The 23682-nt window shown below is 69.2% G+C and carries 14 protein-coding genes and 1 pseudogene; 9 read left to right on the top strand and 6 right to left on the bottom strand.

From position 1 onward, the window contains the following. The first annotated feature begins 43 nt into the window (after positions 1–43). From AVME950_RS22665 to AVME950_RS22655, 3 genes are all read left to right on the top strand, one after another. The gene (locus tag AVME950_RS22665) at positions 44–280 is read left to right on the top strand and encodes a hypothetical protein (protein WP_272551932.1); all 237 of its coding nucleotides are present in this window, start codon (positions 44–46) and stop codon (positions 278–280) included. A gap of 173 nt (positions 281–453) precedes the next feature. After that, positions 454–777, top strand: a complete 324-nt coding sequence (locus AVME950_RS22660; protein WP_284431546.1) for a hypothetical protein — start codon at positions 454–456, stop codon at positions 775–777. Between the two features lie 90 nt (positions 778–867). Continuing rightward, entirely contained in the window at positions 868–9435 is an 8568-nt protein-coding gene (locus AVME950_RS22655) for an RHS repeat domain-containing protein (protein WP_284431545.1), read from the top strand. 287 nt (positions 9436–9722) lie between these two features. Here AVME950_RS22655 and AVME950_RS22650 read toward each other — a convergent pair whose 3' ends face one another. Continuing rightward, positions 9723–10223: an acyl-CoA thioesterase gene (locus tag AVME950_RS22650; protein WP_284402939.1), complete on the bottom strand. Its 501-nt coding sequence runs from the start codon at positions 10221–10223 to the stop codon at positions 9723–9725. Between the two features lie 119 nt (positions 10224–10342). On the opposite strand from AVME950_RS22650, the gene AVME950_RS22645 reads away from it, so the two are divergent. After that, a complete protein-coding gene (locus AVME950_RS22645) occupies positions 10343–11467 on the top strand; it encodes a sterol desaturase family protein (RefSeq protein WP_284402889.1) in 1125 nt (374 codons plus the stop codon). 8 nt (positions 11468–11475) lie between these two features. Next, positions 11476–12729 (top strand): BaiN/RdsA family NAD(P)/FAD-dependent oxidoreductase, encoded by a 1254-nt coding sequence (locus tag AVME950_RS22640; protein WP_284431544.1) that lies wholly within the window; start codon positions 11476–11478, stop codon positions 12727–12729. Positions 12730–12789: 60 nt separating this feature from the next. Here AVME950_RS22640 and AVME950_RS22635 read toward each other — a convergent pair whose 3' ends face one another. The 3 genes from AVME950_RS22635 to AVME950_RS22625 form a co-directional block, all read right to left on the bottom strand. Continuing rightward, positions 12790–13905: a catalase family protein gene (locus AVME950_RS22635; protein WP_284431543.1), complete on the bottom strand. Its 1116-nt coding sequence runs from the start codon at positions 13903–13905 to the stop codon at positions 12790–12792. 38 nt (positions 13906–13943) lie between these two features. After that, positions 13944–16286: an FdhF/YdeP family oxidoreductase gene (locus AVME950_RS22630; protein ID WP_284431542.1), complete on the bottom strand. Its 2343-nt coding sequence runs from the start codon at positions 16284–16286 to the stop codon at positions 13944–13946. Positions 16287–16603: 317 nt separating this feature from the next. Then, a complete protein-coding gene (locus AVME950_RS22625; protein WP_284431572.1) occupies positions 16604–17347 on the bottom strand; it encodes an ArsR/SmtB family transcription factor in 744 nt (247 codons plus the stop codon). Between the two features lie 156 nt (positions 17348–17503). Between AVME950_RS22625 and AVME950_RS22620 the strand changes: the two genes are divergently transcribed. Continuing rightward, the gene (locus tag AVME950_RS22620) at positions 17504–17899 is read left to right on the top strand and encodes an NIPSNAP family protein (protein WP_284431541.1); all 396 of its coding nucleotides are present in this window, start codon (positions 17504–17506) and stop codon (positions 17897–17899) included. Continuing rightward, positions 17896–18281 (top strand): annotated as a pseudogene (locus AVME950_RS22615) (antibiotic biosynthesis monooxygenase family protein). The gene AVME950_RS22620 and the pseudogene AVME950_RS22615 overlap by 4 nt, the downstream one beginning before the upstream one ends. Here AVME950_RS22615 and AVME950_RS22610 read toward each other — a convergent pair. Next, positions 18239–21535 (bottom strand): EAL domain-containing protein, encoded by a 3297-nt coding sequence (locus AVME950_RS22610; RefSeq protein WP_284431540.1) that lies wholly within the window; start codon positions 21533–21535, stop codon positions 18239–18241. The pseudogene AVME950_RS22615 and the gene AVME950_RS22610 overlap by 43 nt on opposite strands. Positions 21536–21835: 300 nt before the next feature. On the opposite strand from AVME950_RS22610, the gene rpsU reads away from it, so the two are divergent. Then, a complete protein-coding gene (gene rpsU, locus AVME950_RS22605; RefSeq protein WP_007833691.1) occupies positions 21836–22048 on the top strand; it encodes a 30S ribosomal protein S21 in 213 nt (70 codons plus the stop codon). A gap of 118 nt (positions 22049–22166) precedes the next feature. Then, positions 22167–22613, top strand: a complete 447-nt coding sequence (locus AVME950_RS22600; protein WP_284431539.1) for a GatB/YqeY domain-containing protein — start codon at positions 22167–22169, stop codon at positions 22611–22613. A 79-nt stretch (positions 22614–22692) separates the two neighbouring features. Here the strand turns inward: AVME950_RS22600 and AVME950_RS22595 are convergent, their stop codons facing one another. After that, positions 22693–23643, bottom strand: coding sequence for a LysR substrate-binding domain-containing protein (locus AVME950_RS22595; protein WP_284431538.1), 951 nt, complete (start codon positions 23641–23643; stop codon positions 22693–22695). Positions 23644–23682: the final 39 nt, after the last annotated feature.

Genomic DNA, 23682 nt, shown 5'->3' with positions numbered 1-23682 from the left:
ACGATGCGGCACCGCCAAAAACAATACTCAAAGGGAGAGAACCATGGCGATTACCGTGATCGAAAACGCCGGCTACGGCGTCTACAACCAGACCATCGATGTGACCGCGCAGGTGGCGGACGCGTATGCCAAAGGCACCCGCGTCTTCACCGCCAACAACAACTGGGGCGATCCGGCCCCAGGCGAGCGGAAATACCTCTACATCTTCTGGACCACCAACAGCGTGACGTCGTCCGGTGTGACCGGCGAAAACGACAAGCACGGCATCACCGTCCCCTGAGCACGGCGCTGCGGGCCCCCGGTGCCGGCCCGCCTTCATTTTTTTGTATTCCATGCATTCACGGCACTGGCTGCGGGCCCGGTGGGCCATGCCGTGGCTCCATGGTTCAGCGGGATCCGCACGCGAGGGCGCGGCAGGACCCATTTCACCCCACCTTGAACAAGGAGTAATCCATGCCATCCATGTACGTTCAGAACATTTCGATTCCGGTTGCCAACGCCTCGGTGTCCGACGCGGGCGTCGTCACGGCACAGACGACCTACAGCTTCCCGACGAACGTGATTTCGGCCGGAGCCTCCGTTGCCGCCTACACCGCGTCCTTCGGCAACACGGACCACCATCTGCGCACCGTGGGCGCCAGCGTCCAGGTCCAGACCCAGGCCAACTCCCCCACCGTGACGATCACGGGCACCCTGCAGTTGCTGGACAACAGCAACAACAAGCTCAACCCGGCCAGTTGCAGCCTGACCGCCTCGGTGATTGCCTGGGCGCAGTAAATCCACTGATTCACCGACCGGACGGCCCTCCTTTGCTGCGTGAAGGAGGGCCGTTCCCATTGGAGCCTTTTCTTTTTCCAAGGAGTCGCCATGCCATCCACCGCCGGTCAGTCATCCAGCGCCCCAGCCCTCGGAATTCTCCAGTTCGACGCAGGCAGCCTGGGCACGGGCGTCAACCTGTTCCGGGGCAACCTGGCCTTTCCGCTCAAGTTGCTCACGCTCCCGGCGCGGGGCGGACTGGCCTGCGATCTGACGCTCATGTACCAGAGCAGCGTGGCCGACCAGGTGGCGCAGTGGAACCTCACGCACCCCAGCGGCGGGCTCGGCGTGGGGTGGAACATGCCGATGGATCAGATCGTGGCGAACACCGGCAGCGCTCCGCTGCGGGATGCCGAGTACTACCTGATGAACCAGGGGCAGGCCCTGCGCCTCGTGCCCATTCCGACGCAGTGGAGCCGTGGCACGGTCAGCGCGCAGGTGCTCGCCGGCGCGCTGCCGGGGCGGGTGCCGCCGGGGCTGGTCACGGCACTGGAAACGCATGGCTGGCGCCCCTCCAGCGCGGCATTGATCCGGCCCACGGAGCGGCCGGGCGAATGGCGCCTGGACGATCCGCAGCAGCGCCGCTCCCACGCCCTGATGCCGCAAGCGGACGGCACGCTGGGCATCGAGACGGCGGGCCAGTCCTATGAGACCGTGCCCTACCAGTTCTGGCAGGTCACGTTCTATCCCCAATGGAACAGCTGGGAAGTGGTGCGCCCCGACGGCTCGGTCGCGATCTACGGCGAGAGCGACCGCCAGCTCGACGGCATCGAAGACCGCCATCTCGTGCAGTGGGGCATCCACTGGGACAACTGGACCGGGCCGAGCACGCAGGCGCAAGGGCAGGCGCGCCATGCACAGGCCTGGAACCTGGCGGAGCTGCGCAACACGGCGGGGAACTGGATCGCCTTCGCGTACCGCACGTCGGAGCAGACCGTCGGCGCCGGCACGCTCACCTACACCCGCGAATGCCAGATGGCCCGGATGGAAAACGACCTGGGCTGGTCCTGCCGATTCAACTGGAGCCCGATGACGTACGACAACACGTCGCTGGATGCCCCCAAGGAATACCTCGCCCTTCACTCGGACCCACGGCAGCGCCCCGGCCAGGTGCCCAACGCCTGGCAGGACCGTTTCGAATCGGTCTACCTGCACAGCGTGGATGTGTTCAACGACGCAGGCGCCCCCCAGGTCCGCCTGAACTTCGAATGGCATGACCTCGTGAACCTCACGCCCCCGGATGCCAGCAATCCGCTGGGCACGGGGGCGTGCTTCAAGCGGTACCTCAAGGCAGTCACCGATGTCCTTCCCGGGGGCGCCAGCAGGCCCGGCATCTCCTTCGAGTACGACCTGCAGGGGCAGGGGCCGCTTCCAGGCGCCCTGACCGCCATCACCTTGCCGACCGGTGGCATCACCCGCTACGAATATTCGGAAATCGACGTCGGGGCCGATGCCGAACTGGACCCCGGCGCCCGCAACCTGACGATTGCGAACCCCTTCGGCAGCGACACGGCTGCCACGCCCCGGGTCTGGTACGGCTCGGACTACGTGGTGATGGCCTGGTATGACAGCGCGCAGAACGCCTTGCTGGCGAATGTTCTGACCTGGGTGGGCCGATGGATGCCCGCCTGGCAGACCTGGCAGCGTTTCGACGGCGCGCTGGATGTCGACCGCATCGGCGCGACCACCAGCGAGCACAGTTTCTTGCTGATGCTGCCCCGCCTGGACGACAGCGCCACCGCGGTCTATCTGGCCTCCCGCCGCCCCATCGCGGTGGCCGACTGGGCCTTCGCCTCCGAGGGCGGCCAACCCGAGCCCTATCCCCATGCCAGCGGCCAGCTGCAGGTCGTGGGCGGCAGCGACTTCTATGTGGTGGTGGACAAGGACAACCGCCAGTTCACCCGCTATGCGCTGAACTGGCAATCCCGGTCCTGGGACATCGCCACGGAAACGGCGCCGCAGAGCGGGAACAACGCCCGTCTGTTCGCCTGCGCCGCGGGCCAGCACTATCTGACCTTCTGCTACGACCCGGACACTGAGCAGGGACTCTTCAACCTTCGCTTTCGGGACCCCTTGCTGGCCTGGCACGAGGGTGCGTCGCTGGCGACGACGCAGGTGGTGATTCCAGCCTTCGGGACCACGTCGTATTTTCAGATGACCACCGAAGGCGGCATGGCGGCGGCCGCGTGGATCACGGAGTTCACCGCGAAAGGCAGCGCCATCCAGGCGTTCGACTATCGCCTGGCCGTGCTGCGCTGGGACGCGGATTACGGCGATCTCGCCTTCCAGGCGATGCCGGACGTCTTCGACGGCCCCGGCTTCACCAACCTCTCCACGGCCTTCCTGCAGACCCTGGGGCCTTCCCTCGTCGGCGGCAGCCTCGTGGGCTCCGGACCGAACGTGCTGCGGTTCGATGGCGTCGACTGGTCCTACCACTTCGCCGGGATCCAGTACGCACCCGGCGCCGACCCCAGCACCCAGTTCTACTGGTATGCCTGGAACGGGCAAGCGGTGCTGAAAACGGAGAACACGACTTCGGCGCTGTACTCCGCCCTGGACAGTTTCGACCCCAGCGATCCGGCCGCGGGCTGGACCACGCAGGTGCTGCAGGACGAAGATCCCCCGCCGCCATCGCGCGAGACGCTCGGCTTTCCCACCCTCGCGGGCACCTATGCCTCGCAGGGGGGAACGCTGTATTCGCAGTCCGTCTGGCCCAGCTGGGCTCCGGTGCAGTCGCACCGGCTCGGTGAAATCACCGCGGCCTCCTTCGACAGCACGACGGTCATCGACCAGGCGCCGGACTTCCTGGCTTACATGACGCTGGACGCCGACGGGGCTCCCCAGGACACGCAGGTGCTGTTCTTCCGCAATGGCGGGCTCCTGAAAGATGCGCAAGGCGAGCCGGTGCGCGAGACCTTCGCCGGGCAGCAGATGTTCCGCATGCTGAACCACACCCTGCGCTACGAGACCGCCGTTTCCGGGAAACTGCCGGCCATTCCATCGGGCTTCGTGACCTTCCCGACCGGCAGCGACATCGATGCGTCCGTCGAGATGACGCTGCACCGCTATGCCAACCATTCCGTGAAAGCGCCGCTGAGGGCCTTCGTGGTCACCGCGCTCACGCAGGACAGCGGCTACGGTGTCTTGAAAAAAGCCTACGCCTACACCGATGTCTCTGCGGCCACCGACAGTTCCGGCAGTGTGGTGCAGTTCGCCACGGTCACCGAATACGCGGCCACCACCGATCCCGCGCTCCAGCAGTACGGCGGGACGACCAGCCACTTCTACAACGGCTTGCCAGCGCGCAGCTTCCAGGCCGCTGCCGAGCGGCAGGTGCGGGCCGGGGCGCTGGCGGACACCCGCTTCGCGGTGGAAGACGCCTACTCGCTCGTGGCGGGCATGCTCATCTCCAAGCAGGTGTTCGGCGCTGACGGCAGCGCTTTGTCGTCGCAGATCAGCGAATGGACCTACGTCGACCAGGTCGCAACGGCGCCCGCCGGCGGCACGCTGCGCAACCTGTATGGTGGCGTTCCGCAGGTGACCTCGTCCACGGAGGTGCTGCAGGGCGTCTCACGCACGATGGCGTTCACCTATTCCCTGGCCGGCGGCAGTCCCGATACCGTACAGACCGGGTACTACGGCAGCACCGGGCAATGGCGGGCCACCAGGCGCTCGTCCGTTTTCGGGTTCGAGGTCTATCCGGCGCTTTGGAGCGCGAACATCCTGGCTCCCGTGGCGCAGGCCCTGATGCACAACCAGGACGACGACGGCGCCTGGCAGTTTCAGGCGGGCAAGGTGCAGACCTTCCGGACCTGGCAGCATGCCGATGGAACGCCCTACTGGGCGGAAGCGGACACCTGGGTGGCGAACGAGGCCGATGCGGTGCCCTTCACCGCCTGGGACGGCACGGACCCGGGCCACGGCTGGCTCCTTCAGGAACGCATCTCCGAGCGGGACGGACTGGGGCAGGTGCTGCTGTCCCATGACCTCGCGGGCCGCCCCATGGCCTCCCTGTTCGACGACCGGGCGAGGTTCCGCATCGCCGGGTTCGTCAACTCCGCCTCGGGCAATGCCTACGACAGTTTCGAGGACTATCAGGCCCCCACCTGGAGCCTTCCCGAGGGCAGCGTCGTCCAGGCCGGCGATGCCGCCACCGGCCAATCCTGCCTGCAGGTCAGTGCGTCGGGCACGCTGACGCGCAGCGTGTCCATCGCGCAGGGCCAGGCGCCGCAGGTGTTCTCGCTCTGGATGAAAACGCCCCAGGGCGCCGCCGGCACGGAGTTCTCGGCCACCCTGCGCATTACCTCGTCCCAAGGCCAAAGCCTGGAGCGCCCCTTGAAGCCGACCGCCGGGCAATGGCAGCCCGTGCAGTGGACCATCGACATGTCGGGACTGGGGCTTGCGGGCCCGGCGACCGTGACCCTGGCGATCGCGGTGCAGATCGATGGACCATCCGTCCCCTGGATCCGCCTGGACGACATCGCCTTCGCCCCCCTGGACTGCCAGTTCCAGGCCGTGGTGTACGACAGCGCGAGCCTTCGGACGGTCGGAGCGCTGACCCCCAACGGCAACATCTCCCGCACGGTCTACAACCCGGTGTCGGAACCCGCCGCGACCATCGGCCCGTGGAACAACCCGAGCCTGATCTGCATGGCCTACTTCTGCCGGCAGGACCACGTGGTGGACAGCACCCATCCCTTCCCCACGGACCGTCCCAATGCGGCCATCAACATCCAGGGCAACGGCGACGGCTTCTACGACCCCTTCGCCGACGATGCCCTGCAAAGCTACACGGCGGTCTCCGGCTCCGAATCCGAATGGACCTGCGGCCAGGGACGGCTCATCTACCAGGGGCAGTCGCAACAGCCGCTCGGCGCGCGCCTGGCGCGCACGGGATTCACGGCCGAGAGCCTGGCCGCGCGGATCCTGGTGGACCCGGCCAGCCTGGGCGAGGTCCTCTTGGGCACGGGCGAATGGTTCGTGGCGCGCACCGGGGGTGACGAACCCGAATGGCAGCTTCGGAACGCGGCCGGCGCGGTGTCCGCACGGGCCGCCGCCGATGGCCGTGCGCGCGAGTGGCTGCTGGTGGCCACGCCCGGCAGGCTGCTGTTTTTCGCGGACGGCCTCAAGGTCTTCGAATACGCCGGCCAGGACGTCACGGCCCCCTTCGGCATCCAGGTGGGCATGAGCGCACCCGGCACCTTCAGCGGCTTCGTGGTGGCGCAGGACATCGCGCTGGGTGTGAGCTATGCCGACGGCCTGTCCCGCAGCTTGCAGACCCTCTCCCTGGAGTCCGGTGACAGCGCCATCCTGGAGATGGGGCTGTATGACGATCGCGGCAACATCGCGGTCAAGGCGCTCGACAGCCGCATCACCGCGCAGGGAAATGCAGCGCTTTTCGAATACCAGGCGGGCATGGCCACCAACGCCGGAGAAGGCGGCAGCCTCTGGAGCGGAGCGCCCCTGGAAGGCCTGCTGTCCAGCCAATACCACCCGCAGGCCGGTGGCTATCCGTTTTCACGCACGGCCTTCGAGGCGGCCCCGCTCGCGCGGCCCGTGGCGATGGGGCAGCCCGGCTTCGACTATGCGATCCGGCCGGGCAGCACGCACTACGCCACCCGGGCCTATTCCACCAACCAGACGCCCGGCGAATTCGCCTACCCGCTGCCGCTCGGGGAATACCACCTGGTCATCGACACCGACCCCAACGGCGCGGTGACGCAGGCCTGGAAGGACACCGCGGAAAACCTCGTTGGCCGGGTGGTGCAGACCTCCGCCCAGGACACATCGCTGAACTGGCGCATGAGCCAGGTACAGGACGCATCCGGCCGCACCATCGCCTCCGTGCCGCCCAATTCCTATGCGGCCGCTGGAGCGTCACAGAACGGGATTCCGGCGGGCAGTGCGACCGCCACCTACGACTTCGCGGGCCACCGCATCGGCACCACCGACCCCGACAGCGGCCACTGCGAGATGGTGTACAGCACTTCAGGCCTGGCACGCTTTCTCTCCAACGGCAGCGGCTTGCCCGACGGCCACATCATCTACCGCAAGTACGACTCGCTGAGCCGGATCGTGGAGGAAGGCACGGTGCAGCAGGCGTGGGACAGGGAAGTGCTGCAGCAAAAGGCCGACGACGCCTCCTGGCCCCCCTCGCCAACGACATGGGGCATTCGCCGCTACTTCGATGGCGACGGCAGCGAGGCGACGCAGGCCGACAGCCTCGTAGGCCGGCTCTGGAAGGTGGAGATGCAGCAAGGCGCACAAGGCAGCGCGCAACTGGTGGAGACATTCGCCTACGACCGGGCCGGGAGGATCGAGCGGCGCGCCCGGACGATTCCCGGCTCGCCGCAGGGCTCCTGCACCGTCACCAACACCTGGTCGCGGGGCGGCAACCTGCTGTCGAGCACCGATTCGTCCACCCAGTTGACCAGCCTGCTGGCCTACGACCCGCTCGCACGCGTGACCTCGGTGTCGGCCCGAGTGAACGGCCTGGACACGGTCCTCGTCGCGCACACCTACTCCCCGCAGGGCAAGCCCGAAACGACGACGCTGCTGCCCACCCCTTCGGGCGCCCTGCTGGAGCGCACCTTCACCTACGAAGCGCCGGGCTGGCCGCGAACCCTCGACGCCGGCCCGCTGTGGAACGAAACGCTGGACTACACCAGCGGTGCGTGCGACGGCCAGGGCTACTACAACGGGGAAATCGCCCGGCAGGGAATCGACTCCAGCATCGCCGACCTGCCCGAGCCTCCCCTGTGCACGCACATGGACGCACTGGGCAGGCTGACCGGCTGCGGCACCGGCATGAACGCCCAGAGCTGGCAGATGGATCTGAACGGCAACTTCACCCGCCACGACCGGGCGGACAGCAGCGCGACCTATGCCTATCAGGATGGGACCAACCGGCTCTCCAGCTATGCAGCGGCAGACGGCACGCTCACCATGGAATACGACCGTGCAGGGGCCATTTCCCAGGCCCGCGGTCCCGGCGGCGCGCCCGCATGGGAAACCGGCTATGACGCCTGCACCGGCCGCCCGGTGTCCTACCGGGGCGGCGACGGAACCTCCCTGGACATCCTGCGTGATGCCGACGGCCACCGCGCACAGCTCACGCGCACGGCCGGCACCGGAGAGCGGCAGCAACGCTGGCAGATGCCCTCGCCCGGCGGCGAGGTGCTCGTGCAGGATTCGGGCACGTCAACCTCCATCGCCCGCTTCATCTCCGCCATCGACGTGCAGGTGGCGTGGATCGATGGAAAGTTCTATTTCGGACTGCTGGACCATCTGGGAAGCGTGCGTGTCGTGCTGGATGCCGACAACGCGGTGGTCGGGGCATGGCGCTACGACATCTACGGCGCGCCGACGGCGGTGGTGCCCTGCCAGGTGCCATGGCCGCGGCTGTTCACCGGCCACAACTACGACGAAGACTCGGGCCTGTACGACTGCAATGCCCGCTTCTACAGCCCCCTGCTGGGTCGCTATCTCAGCGTGGACCCGCTGCTGGAAAGCCCCTCGCCCTACGTGTACGTGGGCAACAACCCCTTGTGCTTCACGGACCCCCAGGGCATGAACGTGTGGGGGATCATCGCGGGGGCCGTGGCGACCCTGGCGATCGGCGTGGCGGGCGTGCTGCTGCTGGGGACCGGCGTGGGCGCTGCGATTCTCGTCGGCGTCGTGGCAGGCGTGGTGGGGTCGATGGCGGGAGATCTGGTGAGCATGGCCACGGGAGACCCCATCTCCTGGAAGCAGTTCGGCATCGATGCGCTGGCGGGCGCGGCATCCGGGGCGGCCGGCGCGCTGGCAGGCGGCGCGCTGGGCTCGCTGACCGCGCGCGCCGCGCTGGCCGTCGGCGCCGGCAAGGCGGCCACCACGATATCGATCTCGGTGGTGTCCGGCATTTCCGGTGGCGTGGCGGGGGCCGCGGCGGGCTCCGGTGTTTCCGCCTACATGTCCGGGCAGCCCTTCTTCAGCCGCGCCACGTTGCTGAACATCGCCATTGGCGGCATCGCGGGCGGCGGGGCGGGACTCATGGCGGCAGGTGCGCACCTGACCTTTTTCACCGGCGGCAAATCGCTGGGGGTCAACCCGACACCGCTCACGGAGCACACGCAGATCCCGTCCTTCCCGGACCCGGCGGCCAATCCCAATTTTCCGAGAAACGCCGGGGACGGGATGCTGAAGGGAAAAGTACGGATCCTGATGCCCAACGACCCTGTCACCCAGTCCATGGAAAATACCTGGACCCACCTGGATCCTGTGCAGCGCGCCACGTTCGAGCAGAACCTCACCACCATTAACGGCACCAGCGTGGACGTGGTGGCGACCCACGGCATTGCCGGCAGCGCGATGGTGGAGTGGACCGCACCCAACGGCACACCCATCAACCGCCCTGTGTCCGCCCAGACGCTGGCAGCCTTCCTCAGGCAGGAAGGCTATGGTGCCACCGGAACGAACCAGCCCATCAAGCTCGTCACCTGCTTCGCCGGCATGCCGGGACGGTTCAGCCTGGCGCAATCGCTCGCCAACGAGATGGGGGTCAGCGTGTACGCCCACTGGTGGGTGGTCAACCCGAACCCCGATGTGGCGACACCCTGGATCCGTTTCGATCCGCGTTGACGCGCGATGCGGTGGATGGGCCGAGGCGGATGGAAACCACCCACAGGCAGGCGGTCCAGCCCCGCCACTCGCGCCGGCCTCGCAGCGGCGCATGGCAACGGGTGTTCGAGGCTCTGGCGGGAAGCGGCCCGGTCGGTCGTTTCCATGGCTCGCTTCCTCTGGCGCCCCTGCCCTCGGGCGGGCGGTGGGGGAGCATGGTGGGCGGCAGGCCCGACCGGGGCATGCCACCATGCGAAGCCGTGCGCGCACCGGCGCACGGCCACCGCGAGTCTGGCGTCTCTTACCTCTTACAGGCCGGCCGGCCCCGCCGCCGCCAGCCGCACCTGCTCGAAGCGCTCGGCCTGCTCCTTGCGCAGGGCCTTGCGCAGCAGCGCGGCCTCCCAGCGGCGGCGCTCGTCGGCGGTGGAGGGCGACAGGGGCGGCACGGCGACGGGCTTGCGGTCCTCGTCCACGGCCACCATGGTGAAAAAGCAGCTGTTCACGTGGCGCACCACCTGGGTGCGGATGTTTTCGGCCACCACCTTGATGCCCACTTCCATCGACGAGTTGCCGGTGTAGTTCACGCAGGCCAGGAAGGTGACGAGCTCGCCCACGTGGATCGGCTGCAGGAAGGTGACCTGGTCCACGCTGAGCGTGACGGCGTAGCAGCCCGAGTAGCGCGTGGCGCAGGCGTAGGCCACCTGGTCCAGCAGCCGCAGCACCGCGCCGCCGTGCACGTTGCCCGAGAAGTTGGCCATGTCGGGGGACATCAGCACGGTCATGCTGAGCTGGTTGGCCGGAAGGTTGATCGTCATGGCGCGCGATTTTAGAAGCGCGAGGGCCCGCGGCACGGGCCTTGCGTGGCGCGGATCGGGCCGGTGATGCGGCTTCGCTACACTCGCGCCCGGCGTTCCCGCCCGGAGAAAAAATGCTCGACAAACTCAACGAACTCACCGCCAGCCATGGCGAACTGCGCACCGGCCGCGGCCTGGTCTCGGGCGTCATCGCCCTGTCGCTGGCCATCCTGTGCATGCTGGGGGTGCTGGCCTTCCACTTCCCGCAATACCTCACCACGCCGGAGCTGCGCAAGAGCTACAACGTGGACGTGATCCGCATGATCATGCTGGCCGCGCTGGTGGCGGCGGGCGGCATCTCGCTCGTCAACATGCTGTTCAACCGCTCGCGCTGGCTGTCGGCGGCGGCCTTCCTGCTGGTGGTGTCCACCGCGCTGCTGGGCGGGCACAAGGTGCCGGTGAACGACTTCGCGGACAACACGCCCTACATCGGCCTGGACTGGTTCATCCTCGACCTGCTGGGCAGCGCGCTGATCTTCATCTTCATCGAAAAGCTGTTCGCCCTGCGGCGCGACCAGCCGGTGTTCCGCGCCGAGTGGCAGACCGATTTCCACCACTTCATCGTGAACCACATGGTGGTGGGCTTCGTGCTGCTGGCCACCAACCTGCTGGTGCACAAGTTCTTCGGCTGGGCCGCGAGCGACGGCGTCCGCGGCTGGGTGCAGGGGCTGAACTTCTGGGTGGCGCTGTTCCTCATCATCCTGGTGGCCGACCTGGTGCAGTACTGGACGCACCGGGCCTACCACGAGGTGCCGGTGCTGTGGCGCCTGCACGCGGTGCACCACAGCGTGAAAAGCATGGACTGGATGGCCGGCTCGCGCCAGCACATCCTGGAGCTGCTGATCACGCGCACGCTGGTGCTGGCACCGATCTACGTGCTGGGCTTTTCCAAGGAGGTGATCGACGCGTACATCGTGATCGTGGGCTTCCAGGCCGTGTTCAACCACGCCAACGTGAGCGTGCGCCTGGGGCCGCTGCGCTACCTGATCGTCACGCCCAACTTCCACCACTGGCACCACAGCCAGGACCAGGAGGCGCTGGACAAGAACTACGCGGCGCACTTCGCCTTCATCGACTACGCCTTCGGCACGGCGGTCAAGAGCACCAAGCTCTGGCCCGAGCACTACGGCGTGCTGGGCGACTACGTGCCCAACGGGTTCATGAAGCAGCTCAAGTTTCCGTTCACGTGGAAGGGCTAGTGGCTTCCATGAACACGGCGGACACCGCGCGGCGGTTCGACGCCGTCGTCATCGGCGCCGGCGCGGCGGGCCTGTTCTGCGCCGCGCAGGCGGGGCAGCGCGGCCTCTCGGTGCTGCTGATCGACCACGCTGAAAAAGTGGCCGAGAAGATCCGCATCTCGGGTGGCGGGCGCTGCAACTTCACCAACCGCGACCTGGACCCGGCCGCGCCGCACAAGCACTTCGTGGGGCAGAACCCGCAGTTCTGCCGCTCGGCGCTGTCGCGCTACACGCCGGCCGACTTCATCGCGCTGATGGACCGGCACGGCATCGCCCACCACGAAAAGCACAAGGGCCAGCTCTTCGCCGACCGCTCGGCGGAGGACATCATCCAGATGCTGCTGGCCGAATGCGCCGCGGGCGGCGTGCAGCGCTGGCAGCCGTGCCGGGTGAAAAATGTGGTCTTTTCGGCCTCCAGCGCAGATTCCACTAGGGCGTTTTGCTATCAAATTGATACCGATCGCGGTCCCGTGCTGGCCCGCAGCGTGGTCGTGGCGACCGGGGGGCTGTCGATCCCCAAGATCGGCGCCACCGACTTCGGCTACCGGATCGCGCAGCAGTTCGCCATCCCGCTGGTGGAGCGCCGCCCGGGGCTGGTGCCGCTGACGTTCGACGGCGATGCCTGGGCGCCCTACGCTCAGCTGGCCGGGCTGGCGTTGCCGGTGGAGATTTCCACGGGCGCCAGGAAGGCGCGCATGGCCTTCCACGAAGACCTGCTGTTCACCCACCGGGGGCTGTCGGGCCCGGCGGTGCTGCAGATCTCCAGCTACTGGCAGGAGGGCCTGCCCCTGTCCATCCACCTCGCGCCGGGCACCGACCTGCCCGCCCTGCTCGCGCAGGCCAAGGCGCGGTCGAGAAAGCGCATCGCCAACGAACTGGCCGGCCTGGTGCCCAGCCGCCTGGCCGACACCTGGGTGCAGCAGGACGCGGACTGGCAGCGGCCCATCAACGAGGCCTCCGACAAGGCGCTGGCGCGGCTGGCGGAGCGGCTGTCGCGCTGGGAGGTGGTGCCCACGGGCACCGAGGGCTACAAGAAGGCCGAGGTGACGCTGGGCGGCGTGGACACGCGGGCGCTGTCGCAGCAGACCATGGAGGCCAAGGCCCAGCCGGGGCTGTACTTCATCGGCGAGGTGGTCGATGTGACCGGCTGGCTGGGGGGCTACAACTTCCAGTGGGCCTGGGCCAGCGCGCATGCCTGTGCGCAGGCGCTGCCGGGCGGCTGAGCCCCGCCGGCACGGGCACCGGCGCCAGCCCGGGCCCCGGCACGAGGCCAGGGCCTGCGGTCATGCGCGCCCGATGGACGGCGGAATCTCGCTCGGTTCGCGCACGGGCGTCTGGTTGCGGTCCGCGCGGAACTGCGCCGAGCGTTCGTATGCCAGCTTGCGGGCGCGCATCACGTTGCCCAGGGGCTGGTGGTCCGCCAGACCGCGCCAGGGGCTGAAGAAGAGCCCGTCTTCCGACACGGCGGCCACGGCCTCGCTCCACGCGGTCTGCGGCTGCGCCACCAGCCGGGCCACGGTGATGTAGGGGCTCTGTTCCTGCGGCCACTCCACGGACGCGTCTTCGACCGGCATCGACTCCAGGTCGGTGCACAGCTGCACCCGCAGGTCCCACTGCGCGGGGTTCACCGCCATGAAGCGGACCACCTCCTCGCGCAGGCCATCGGGCCGGCCGTCGAGATCGACCTTCTGGTCCACCAGCGCCTTCAAGGCGTCCGATGCCGGCGCCAGCGACAGCTTGGCGATGTATTGGCCGTGCCGCAAGGCCGCGCCCGAGAAGAAGGTGGCGCCCAGCACGTGCGTCGGGGCATGCCCGCCCAGCGAGATCAGCTTGCCGCTCTTGCCGCCGAAGGCCTCGACGACCCTCTCCGCCACCTGCAGGGTGGCCGACAGCGCTTTCTTCGCCCCCTCCGCCACATCGGTCGTGGCCGCCAGGGGCTTGAGGTTGCTCAGGAATTTCCGGGCCGTGGGCGCGGCGAAGACCGGGCTGTCCGCAAAGACGAAGTTCTGGGTGGTGTCGGACTCCGAACCCGGGAGCCGCGCGCCCTCGACGCCGAGGACCTTCAAGCCCAGGCCCCGGGGCAGGGACACCTTGTCGTCCAGCACGTCGCCCGGATTGGTGGAGAACCGCAGGATGGCGTCGTACGTGCCGGGCCGGGCGAACAGCCCCTGGGCGAGCGGCTCGGGCAAGTCCGGCAGCACCATCAATTGCGCCCGCAGCACGCCGTGCGCCTTGGCATGGACGCTGCGGCGCGCGTGGCCGCTGTGCTCGAACGTCGTCTCGCGGATCTTGGCGAGCGTCTGGTCCAGGTCGGCGAAAACCTGCGGCTCGTCGGGATCGGCCTGCTCGACGGCAGGGTGGTAGCGAACGGGCGACTGGCTGGCGGGGTCTTGGCGCATGGCGGGTCCTTGGCAATGAGAGGGTGGGGGCGGGCGCATCAGCCTGGGAACAGGCGGACGGGAATGGACTTGGCGGCGGGAACGTGGCTTTCCCTGGCGTGGTGGTCCAGGGGCATCAACGGATTGAGTTCGGGGTAGTAGCCCGCCACGGCACCGCGCGGCAGGTCGTAGGCCACGACGGTCAGTCCGGACACCTCGCGGCGGACATCGTCCTGGCGCCACTGCGTGCGCGCCGTCACGCGGGCGCCGGCCTGCAAGCCGAGCCGCTCGATGTCGTGGGCATTCATCAACAGCACCTGGCGCGTGCCCTCGATCCGGCGAAAGCGGTCGTTCAGGCTGTAGATGGTGGTGTTGAACTGGTCGTCGCTGCGGATCGTGAAAAGGCGCAGCACCTCGCCGTCCACGGGCGTGGGCACCTGGTCCGGATCGGCCTGCAGGCCGCCGGGCGCGACGAAAGCGGCCCTGCCGCTGTCGGTCTCCCACACCCGATGGCGGGCCGCGATGGGCCGCGCGAAGCCGCCCGGGACGGCCAACCGGCGGTTGAAGTCGTGGAAGATCCTGGGGAAGGTCAGCGCGATGGCGTCCCGCACGCGGGCGTAGTCGTCGGTCCACCCGGCCCACGGAACGCAGGCGTTCGGCGCGAGGGTGGCCTGCGCGATGCCCGCCACGATCGACAGCTCGGAGCGCAGCGTCGCGGCCGCCGGCTCGGCCACGCCACGGGAGGGGTGCATGAAACCTGTCGAATCCTCGGTCGACACCGTTTGCTCGCCGCTGGCCTGCCGGTCGATCTCCACCCGGCCCAGGCACGGCAGCAGGTAGGCCACCTCGCCATGCATCACGTGGCTGCGGTTGAGCTTGGTCGCGATCTGAACGGTCAGCCGCATCCGGCGCCACGCGCCCTCGATGAGCGCCGTCTCGGGCACCGCGCGCACGAAATTGCCGCCGAGGCCGAGGAACGCCCGCACCGACCCGTCCAGGATGCCCCGGCAGGCGGCGACGGTATCCAGGCCCTTCTTGCGCGGGGGCTCGAACTGGAACTGCGAGGCCAGCTGGTCCAGCGGGGCGAGTTCCGGCTTCTCGGTGATGCCCACCGTGCGCTGCCCCTGCACGTTGGAATGCCCGCGCACCGGGCACAGCCCGGCACCGGGCTTGCCCACGTTGCCGCGCAGCAGCAGCAGGTTGGCGAGCATCTGCACGTTGAGCACGCCCTCGCGGTGCTGCGTGAGCCCCATGCCGTAGATGCCGATGACGCGTTCGGCCGAAAGGTAGGTGCGTGCGGCCTCCTCCAGCGCCGAGCGGGACAGGCCGGAGTCGCTTTCGATGTCGGCCCACGAGGCGGCGCGCATCGCCTGCGCGAGTTCGTCGTAGCCCTGCGTGTGCTCGGCGACGAACCCGGCATCGATGGCGCGGGGGCCGCCCGATGCCAGCGCCGCGTCGTCCGCCTCGATCACGAACTTGCACAGGCCGGTCAGCGCGGCGATGTCGCCCCCGGGCCGGACCTGCAGGTACTGCGTGCTGATGGCGGTGCTGCCCGGCGTGAGCATGTCCACCGGCGACTGGGGGTTGTTGAACGCCACCAGGCCGCTCTCGCGCAGCGGATTGAAGGTCACGATGGGCACGCCCCGGCGCCGCGCGTCCTGCAGGGGATGCAGCATGCGCGGACTGGACACGCCGACGTTCTGGCCGAAGAAGAAGATGGCGTCGCACTGGTCGAAGTCGTCCAGGTCCACCGTGCCCACCGGCGACCCGATGGACTGCTTGAGGCCGACCGATGTGCTCTCGTGGCACATGTTCGAGCTGTCGGGCAGGTTGTTGGTCCCATACAGCCGGGCGAAGAGTTGCCACAGGTACGACGTCTCCAGCGACGCCCGGCCCGACGCGTAGAACACCACCGCATCGGGTTGCAGCGCTTTCAGTTCCCGGCCGATGCCGTCGAAGGCCTCCTGCCAGGAGACCTCAACATACCGGTCCCGGCCGGCGTCGTAGCGCAGAGGAACCGTCAGCCGCCCGCCCGCCTCCAGCGCGTGGTCGGTCCAGCCGGCGAGTTCCGCCAAGGGGTGGGCCTCGAAGAAGGCGGCGTCCAGGCGCCGGTCCGTCAGCTCCCACGACGTCGCTTTCGCACCGTTCTCGCAGAACTCGGCGGGATGCGGATGCAGCGGCTTGGCCCAGGCGCAACTGGAGCAGGTGAAACCGTCGTGCTTGTTCTGCAGGGCCAGCGCCTTGATCACCGTGACGCCCGGGCGATCGCGCAGCAAGGTGCCGGCGACCGCTCTGACGGAGCCCCAGCCGCCGGACGGCGGAGGATCCTGCCCTGCATCGGGGGAGGCGCTGCTGGCTGGCGTGGCCAGGTCTTGGGCGGAGGGCGACGGCTTATCGGACATGGACCGCCTTCGACGCAGGCCTGCGGCGGTGCGGGGCAGCGGCCCGCTCCAGGAAGCCAGGGCGGGCGCGCAGTGGATGGCGGTGTCGGAATCGATGGATCGAAGGGGGTGGCATGCGGGGCTCGGCGGGCAATGGGGCGTGGCCCCCGATTACGCGGCTGGGGGCCGTGCAGGCCCTGTCGGATGGAGCGCCTAATGGCCATGCGCGTTGGCCGACAGCGGGCCGACGAGGCCTTTGCCAACGCACCGGCGCGGTGGGCCGGGCGGCTGCCGCTGCAGGCCAGGGAGGGCCCGGGCCCGATCGGGCCTTCGTCGTTTCAGGCGCCGGGCGATGGCGTCTGCACCACGCCGCTCCAGCGCGTGGTGCCCAGCCAGCCCTGCAGGGCGGCGGCCCCGGGCGGGGTGATGGCGAGCGCGCGCGAGCCTTCGCGGCGCACCAGCCAGCCCTGGTCGAGGCAGTGCGCGCACACCAGCGCGCCCAGGCGCCCGGCCAGGTGCGGACGCCGCTCGCTCCAGTCCAGGCACGGGCGGCACAGCGGACGCAGGCCCCGCTGCGACGGGCCAGCGGACGGGCCCGCCAGGTCCAGCCCCAGGCGCCCGAGCACGGTGGCGGCCCGGTCGGTCACCTGCCCGCCCGCCTCGGTGTCGAACACGATCGCGCCCTCTTGCAGCAGGTGCTCGGCCACCGCCACGCCGAGGCGCCCGGCGATGTGGTCGTAGCAGGTGCGCGCCCTGCGCAGCGCCGCATCGCGCGGGCCCACCGCCACCGGGCGCGCCGGCGGGGCCTGGCCCGCGGCCAGTTGCATCAGCCCCTCCAGCAGCCGCGCCACCTCGGCCGAGGCGAGGCGGTGGTAGCGGTGGCGGCCCTGGCTCTGCACGGACAGCAGGCGCGCCTGCACCAGCAGCGCGAGGTGCCGGCTGGCGGTGGCCGGGGTGATGTGCGCGGCATCGGCCAGCTCGCGCGCCGTGAGCGCCCGCCCGTCCATCAGCGCCAGCAGCATGCCGGTGCGCGCCGGCTCGCCCACGAGCGCGGCGATGTGCGCGATCTGGTTGGTGTTCATGCCGGCCAGTGTGCCGCAGGCGCCGGCCGGGATGCTTCGTTCCACGGCGAAGCATCGACCCCGCGGAACGCGGCCCAATGGCGGCCATGCCGTGCGGATGCGGCGCCCCGCCGGCCCCGTGCCTTCGCCCCCGACCTTCTACCCAAGGAACCCTCCATGGCCCTCACCTGCTTCATTCGCTACCAGCTCGACCCCTTCCAGATCGCCGCCTTTCGCGAGTACGCCGCGCAATGGGGCCACATCATTCCGCGCTGCGGCGGCCACCTGCTGGGCTACTTCGTGCCCAGCGAGGGCACCAACGACGAGGCCTGGGGCCTGATCGCGTTCGACAGCCTGGCCGCTTACGAGGCCTACCGCGCACGGCTGCGGACCGACCCGCAAGGCCGCGCCAACTTCGAGCGGGCGCAGCGCCAGCGCTTCATCCTGCGCGAGCAGCGCACCTTTGCCGAGGTGGTGGAGGGCACGTTCCAGCGCCCCGCCCTGCCGCCGCACCCGCCGCTGTCGCTGCTGGCATCCGCAGGGGAGCCGCCCGCCGCCGGGGCCGCCGCATGATCGCCGTCATCTTCGAGGTCGTGCCCAGTGCCGCAGGCCGCCAGCCCTACCTCGACACCGCCGCCTCGCTGCGCTGCGAGCTGGAGCGCATGGACGGCTTCGTTTCCATCGAGCGGTTCGAGAGCCTCAGCCAGCCGGGCAAGCTGCTGTCGCTGTCGTTCTGGCGCGACGAGGCCGCCGTGGCGCAGTGGCGCAGTGGCGCCAGTGCGAGAGCCATCGCCAGGCGCAGGCCGCCGGCCGCGCGGGCGTGTTCGCCGACTATCGCCTGCGCGTGGCGGCCGTGCTGCGCGACTACGGGCTGAACGAGCGCGCGCAGGCGCCGGCCGATTCGCGCACGGTTCACGACGGCAGCAGCGCCAGCCGCGGGCGCTCGCCCGCGTAGCCCCGCACCCAGGCCTCCAGGGCCGGCACGGGCAGCGCCTGGCTGAAGTGGTAGCCCTGCAGTTCGTCGCAGTCGAGCGAATCCAGCGCCTGCGCCGTGGCCAGATCCTCCACGCCTTCGGCCACCACCTTGAGGCCCAGGGTGTGGCCCAGTGCGATGACGGCGCGGGTGATGGCCATGTCCGCGCCATCGGTCAGCATGTCGCGGATGAACGACTTGTCCACCTTGAGCTTGTCGATGGCAAAGCGCTTGAGGTACGCCAGGCTCGAATAGCCGGTGCCGAAATCGTCGATGGACAGCTGCACGCCCAGCCCCTTGAGCGCGGCCAGCTGCTGCTGCGTGGCCTCGGCGTTCTCCATCAGCTGCGACTCGGTCAGCTCCAGCTCCAGCCACTTGGGGGGCATGCCGCAGCGCGCCAGCAGGGCGCGGATGTCGGGCACCAGGGCCGGGTCGGCCAGTTGCGCGGCGGAGAGGTTGACCGACACCGGCAGCCCCGCCAGCGCCACGGGCGGCCTCGCCCGCCGGGCGTCGTGGGCGATGGCCTGGCCCTCCTCCGCGCCTTGCGCTGCCGGGCCTGCGGCGTGACGCCCGCCTCCGTGCGCGGCCTGCCAGCGCGTCCACTGCAGGCAGGCCTGCTCCAGCACCCAGCCGCCGATCGCACGGATCAGGCCAGCCTCTTCCGCGATGGGGATGAACTCGCCCGGCAGCACCTGGCCGAGCACCGGGTGGTTCCAGCGCACCAGCGCCTCCACGCCCGTGAGGCGGCCCGATCGCGTGTCCACGCGCGGCTGGTAGTGCAGCTCCAGTTCGTGGCGCTCCAGCGCGCGGCGCAGCATCTGCTCCATGGCCTGGCGGGCCTGCACGCGCCGGTCGGTCTCCAGCGAATACAGGCGCGCCATGTCGCGGCCGGTGGTCTTGGCCTCGTACATGGCGGCGTCGGCGCGGCGCATCAGCTCGTCCAGCCCCGTGCCGTCGTCGGGGTACACGGCGATGCCCACGCTGCACGACACGTTCAGCTCGTGCCCCTGCACCGGATGGCTCTGGCGGATGAGCGGGATCAGCCGGCGCTCCACGGCCTGCAGCACGTCGTCCGGGCCTTCCACGTCGCGCATCACGATCACGAACTCGTCGCCGCCCAGGCGGCTCACGGTGTCGTGCGTTCGCACGGCCTGCAGCAGCCGCGCCGCCACCGAGCGCAGCAGTCCGTCGCCGATGTGGTGGCCCAGCGTGTCGTTGATGGACTTGAAGCGGTCCAGGTCGATGAACAGCACCGCCACACGCTCGCCCGTGATGGCGGCATGCGCGATGGCCGCCTGCAGCCGCTGCACGCACAGCGAACGGTTGGGCAGCTCGGTGAGCACGTCGTGGTGGGCCAGGAACTGGATGCGCTCCTCGTTGCGCTTGCGGTCGGTGATGTCGATGGCGATGCCGATGTGGTTGGCCACGGCGCCGCCCTTGCCGCCCTCGCGCACCGCCGACACCATCAGCCAGGCCGGGTAGGTCTCGCCCGAGCGGCGGCGGAACCGCACCTCGCCCTGCCAGGACTCCTTGTCCAGCAGCGTGCGGGCGATGCGCGCGCCCAGCGGCGGCTCGCCCGGGTCCTCCAGCAGGAAGCCCAGGTTCTCGCCGATCACCTCGTAGAAGTCGTAGTGCGTGCTGCGGCAGAACGCCTTGTTCACGCTCAGGATCTTCTGGTCCGCCGCCATGATGATGATGCCCTCGGACGAGGCCTCGAACACCTTGGCCCACAGCTCCAGCCGCTGCTCCATCACCTTGAGCACGTTGATGGGCGTGAAGGCGGTCAGCATGGCATCGCGCCCCTGGAAGTGCAGGCGCCGGGCCGACAGCACGGCCCACAGCGGCTCGGCGCTGCCCTTCCAGCGCACCTCGAACTCGTCCACCACGCCCTGGTCGGCCAGCCGCTGGAAAAAGCGTGCGCGCACGCCCGGCTCCATGCCCGTGCGCCAGGGGTCCAGCGTGGTGCCGTTCAGCCACAGGCCGGCCGGGGCGTTGGCGTGCAGCACCTCGTGCTCGGGCACCGAGGTGACCACCATCGGAATGGGCAGCGCCTCCACCAGCTCGCGCTGGGCCTCGGCGGCGCGCGCGCTGGCGGCCAGCTCCTGCTGCAGCACGCGCTCGCGGTCGAGCTGCGCCAGCATGCCGTTGAAGGCCGTCACCAGCCGGCCGATCTCGTCGCGGCTGATCCAGTGCGCGCGCAGGGTGTGGTCGCCGCTGCGGCGCACCTCGTCGGCCACCCGGGCCAGCTGCTGCAGGGGCTTGGCGATCTGCCGCGCCACCAGCGTGACCAGGCTCAGGATGCAGCCCAGCAGCAGCACGGCCGTGCCCAGGTGCAGCCACATGCGCGCGAAGAGGTCGTCCACCCGGGCGTAGAGCAGGCGGTCGAGCTGCGCCGTGCCCTGCACCCACGCCGTCTGCAGCGCGCCCAGCAGCGCACGCTGGCGTGCGGGCAGCTCGGCTGCCGCGGTACGCCCCTCGCCCTGGGCGATGCCCTGCAGCAGCGCCTGCAGATCGTTGCCGGCCTGGCGCAAGGCCGCGCGCTGCGCGTCCAGCGCCGCCCGCAGCGCGGGCGAGCCGGCGATGAAGGCCTGATCGTAGTCGGCATCGATGCCCAGCATCACCGCATCGAGCCGGCCCGCCAGCGTGAGCAGTTCGGCCGCGCGGTGGTCGCCCTGGCGGGCACCGGGCGCATTCAGGAAGGCCGCTGTGTCGTGCGTGACCTGCAGCAACTCCGGAAAGCGCAGCAGGATCAACGACATCACGTAGTAGCTGTCCAGGTCGGGATCGAGGATCAGGTTGGACTGGTTGCCCACGGTGGTGAGCAGCTCGCGCCCCTGGCGCAGCAGCGGTCCACGCACCGGCTCGCCCACCCCCCCCTCGCCCGCGGGGTCGCCGGCGGCCGACTGGCGCAACAGCGCCTCGAAGCGCGCAGCCGGCTCGCCGGTCTTGAGCGCGCCGTCGTGCGCGCTGCGCACCGCGGCCAGCCGGTCGATCAGCAGGATGCCCGCAATGCCGTCGCCCTCCATGAACGCTCCCATCAGCCCGTCGCGCACCACCGAGGCGTAGGCGGTGCCCACGATCTCCTTGCGCGCGAAATCGATGGCCAGGAATTTCTCGTGGATCAGGATGCCCGAGACGTAGATCACGGCCGTCAGGTCCAGCAGGTAGATGAGCATGAGCTTGCGGCCCACACTGAGCCGGCCCAGCCAGCCCGATACGCGGTGCATGATTGCCATGGTGTCGTGCTTGGGGCCCCGCGCGGGGAAAGAAAGGCGCGGGGCGGTTGCGGGAACGAACGGGGGGATGAATCGAATCAGCGCCACCAGAGCCCCATGCAAATTCCAAGCCACACGCCCGATGGCCACGCGATCGGAACGCAGTCATCGACAGAGCGGATTACAGGGCTATAATCTTCGGCTTTGCTGGCAATACCCCGTCGGCCAATACTAGTTACAGACGGGGAACCCGCTGCACACGGCATTCAGGCCCGATCTCCTGGATACCCTCTGTGGGCACATTTTGGAAACCATTAGCTAATGACCACCATCCGCGTAAAAGAAAACGAACCCTTTGACGTCGCCCTGCGCCGCTTCAAGCGCACCATCGAAAAGCTCGGCCTGCTGACCGACCTGCGCGCCCGTGAGTTCTACGAGAAGCCCACCGCCGAGCGCAAGCGCAAGAAGGCCGCCGCCGTCAAGCGCCACTACAAGCGCGTTCGCAGCATGCAGCTGCCCAAGAAGCTGTACTAAGCTCTGACAGAGTCGGCCTCACCGCCGCAAAACCCGCGCTAGGGACGCCAAGCGCGGGTTTTTTCGTTTGGGGCACAGCGCGCCACCCCACCCACCCCTGGTTTGAACGGAGAACACCATGAGCCTCAAAGAACAGATCACCGAAGACATGAAGACCGCCATGCGCGCCAAGGACGTCGAGCGCCTGGGCACCATCCGCCTGCTGCAGGCGGCGATCAAGCAAAAGGAAGTCGACGAGCGCATCACGCTGGACGACGCCGCCGTCGTCGCCATCCTGGACAAGCTCATCAAGCAGCGCAAGGACTCCATCACCGCCTTCGAAGGCGCGGGCCGCCAGGACCTGGCCGACAAGGAAAAGTCTGAAACGGCCGTGCTGCAGGCCTACCTGCCCGAGCGCATGTCGGCCGACGAAACCCTGGCCGCCGTGAAAGCCATCGTGGCTGAACTGGGTGCCGCGGGCCCCAGCGACATGGGCAAGGTCATGGGCGTGGTGAAGACGCGGCTGGCCGGCAAGGCCGACATGGGCCAGGTGTCCGCCGCCGTGAAGGCCGCGCTGGCCGGCTGATCGGGCCCTCGGGACGCGTGCCATGCGCGTCCTTGCAAAGCGGGGTGCCAGCGCGCTGCACCCCGCCATATCTCCCTCCTCATTCCCCCGTACCGCCCACCGCGCCAATGGGTGCGCCGTCGCCGCCGGCCGCCCACTCCTGGCGGAAGTGCTCCTGCAGAAACTCCACGCACACGCGCACCTTGGCCGACAGATGGAGCCGCGTGGGATACACCGCCCACACATTCGCCTCCTGCCGCCACTCGGGCAGCACCGGCACCAGATGCCCCGCGCGCAACTGCGGTCCCACGTCCCACAGCGAGCGCAGCGTGATGCCGCGGCCGTCCACGGCCCACTGCACCACCATTTCCCCGTGGTTGGCCGACAGCGGGCCGCGCACCTTCACCGACTCTTCCACGCCGCCGCTGCGCAGGCGCCACACGCCGAACGGGTGGTCACGCTCCTTGATGACGAGGCAGTCGTGGCTGGACAGTTCCGCCAGCGTGCGCGGCGTGCCATGGCGCGCCAGATAGGCGGGCGCCGCGCACAGCACCCGGTGGTTGTCGGCCAGCCGCCGCGCGATGAGGTGCGGCGCGATCTCGTCGCCCACGCGCACGTCCAGGTCGAACCCCTCGCCCGCCACGTCCACCAGCCGGTCGAACACCTCCAGCCGCACCTGCAGGGCCGGATGGCGCTCCACCAGCCGCGACAACGCCGGCGCCACCACGCGCCGCCCGAAGCCGAAACTGCAGCTCACCCGCAGCAGGCCGCGTGGCTCGCGCCGCGTCACGGCCACCTCCTGCAGCAGCTGGTCCACATCGTCCAGGATACGCTGCGCCCAGTGGAAGACGCGCTCGCCCTCCTCCGTCACCACCACGCGGCGCGTGGTGCGGTGCAGCAGCTTGACGGCCAAATCCTCCTCCAGCAGTCGGATGCGCTTGCTCACATAGGCGGGCGATGTGCCCAGCTCGGTCGCAGCCTCGCCGAAGCTCGATTTGCGCACCACCACGGTGAACACGCGCAGGTCGTCGTTGGAAGGAATTTTGTGCACGAAGTGTGAAGAATGAGACCACAGGCGGCGGATTGTATT

The sequence above is a fragment of the Acidovorax sp. SUPP950 genome, from assembly GCF_030158935.1.
Classification (GTDB): Bacteria; Pseudomonadota; Gammaproteobacteria; order Burkholderiales; family Burkholderiaceae_C; genus Paracidovorax.
The sequence above is the reverse complement of the archived record's forward strand: the minus strand, read 5'-3'. Positions and strand labels throughout refer to the sequence as shown.

Bases quoted from the DNA above. Each gene is read 5' to 3' on its own strand.
- AVME950_RS22655 (WP_284431545.1), top strand. From the start codon at position 868: ATGCCATCCACCGCCGGTCAGTCATCCAGCGCCCCAGCCCTCGGAATT.
- AVME950_RS22660 (WP_284431546.1), top strand. From the start codon at position 454: ATGCCATCCATGTACGTTCAGAACATTTCGATTCCGGTTGCCAACGCC.
- rpsU (WP_007833691.1), top strand. From the start codon at position 21,836: ATGACCACCATCCGCGTAAAAGAAAACGAACCCTTTGACGTCGCCCTG.
- AVME950_RS22630 (WP_284431542.1), bottom strand. From the start codon at position 16,286: ATGTCCGATAAGCCGTCGCCCTCCGCCCAAGACCTGGCCACGCCAGCC.
- AVME950_RS22600 (WP_284431539.1), top strand. From the start codon at position 22,167: ATGAGCCTCAAAGAACAGATCACCGAAGACATGAAGACCGCCATGCGC.
- AVME950_RS22610 (WP_284431540.1), bottom strand. From the start codon at position 21,535: ATGGCAATCATGCACCGCGTATCGGGCTGGCTGGGCCGGCTCAGTGTG.
- AVME950_RS22620 (WP_284431541.1), top strand. From the start codon at position 17,504: ATGGCCCTCACCTGCTTCATTCGCTACCAGCTCGACCCCTTCCAGATC.
- AVME950_RS22665 (WP_272551932.1), top strand. From the start codon at position 44: ATGGCGATTACCGTGATCGAAAACGCCGGCTACGGCGTCTACAACCAG.
- AVME950_RS22640 (WP_284431544.1), top strand. From the start codon at position 11,476: ATGAACACGGCGGACACCGCGCGGCGGTTCGACGCCGTCGTCATCGGC.
- AVME950_RS22625 (WP_284431572.1), bottom strand. From the start codon at position 17,347: ATGAACACCAACCAGATCGCGCACATCGCCGCGCTCGTGGGCGAGCCG.
- AVME950_RS22635 (WP_284431543.1), bottom strand. From the start codon at position 13,905: ATGCGCCAAGACCCCGCCAGCCAGTCGCCCGTTCGCTACCACCCTGCC.
- AVME950_RS22645 (WP_284402889.1), top strand. From the start codon at position 10,343: ATGCTCGACAAACTCAACGAACTCACCGCCAGCCATGGCGAACTGCGC.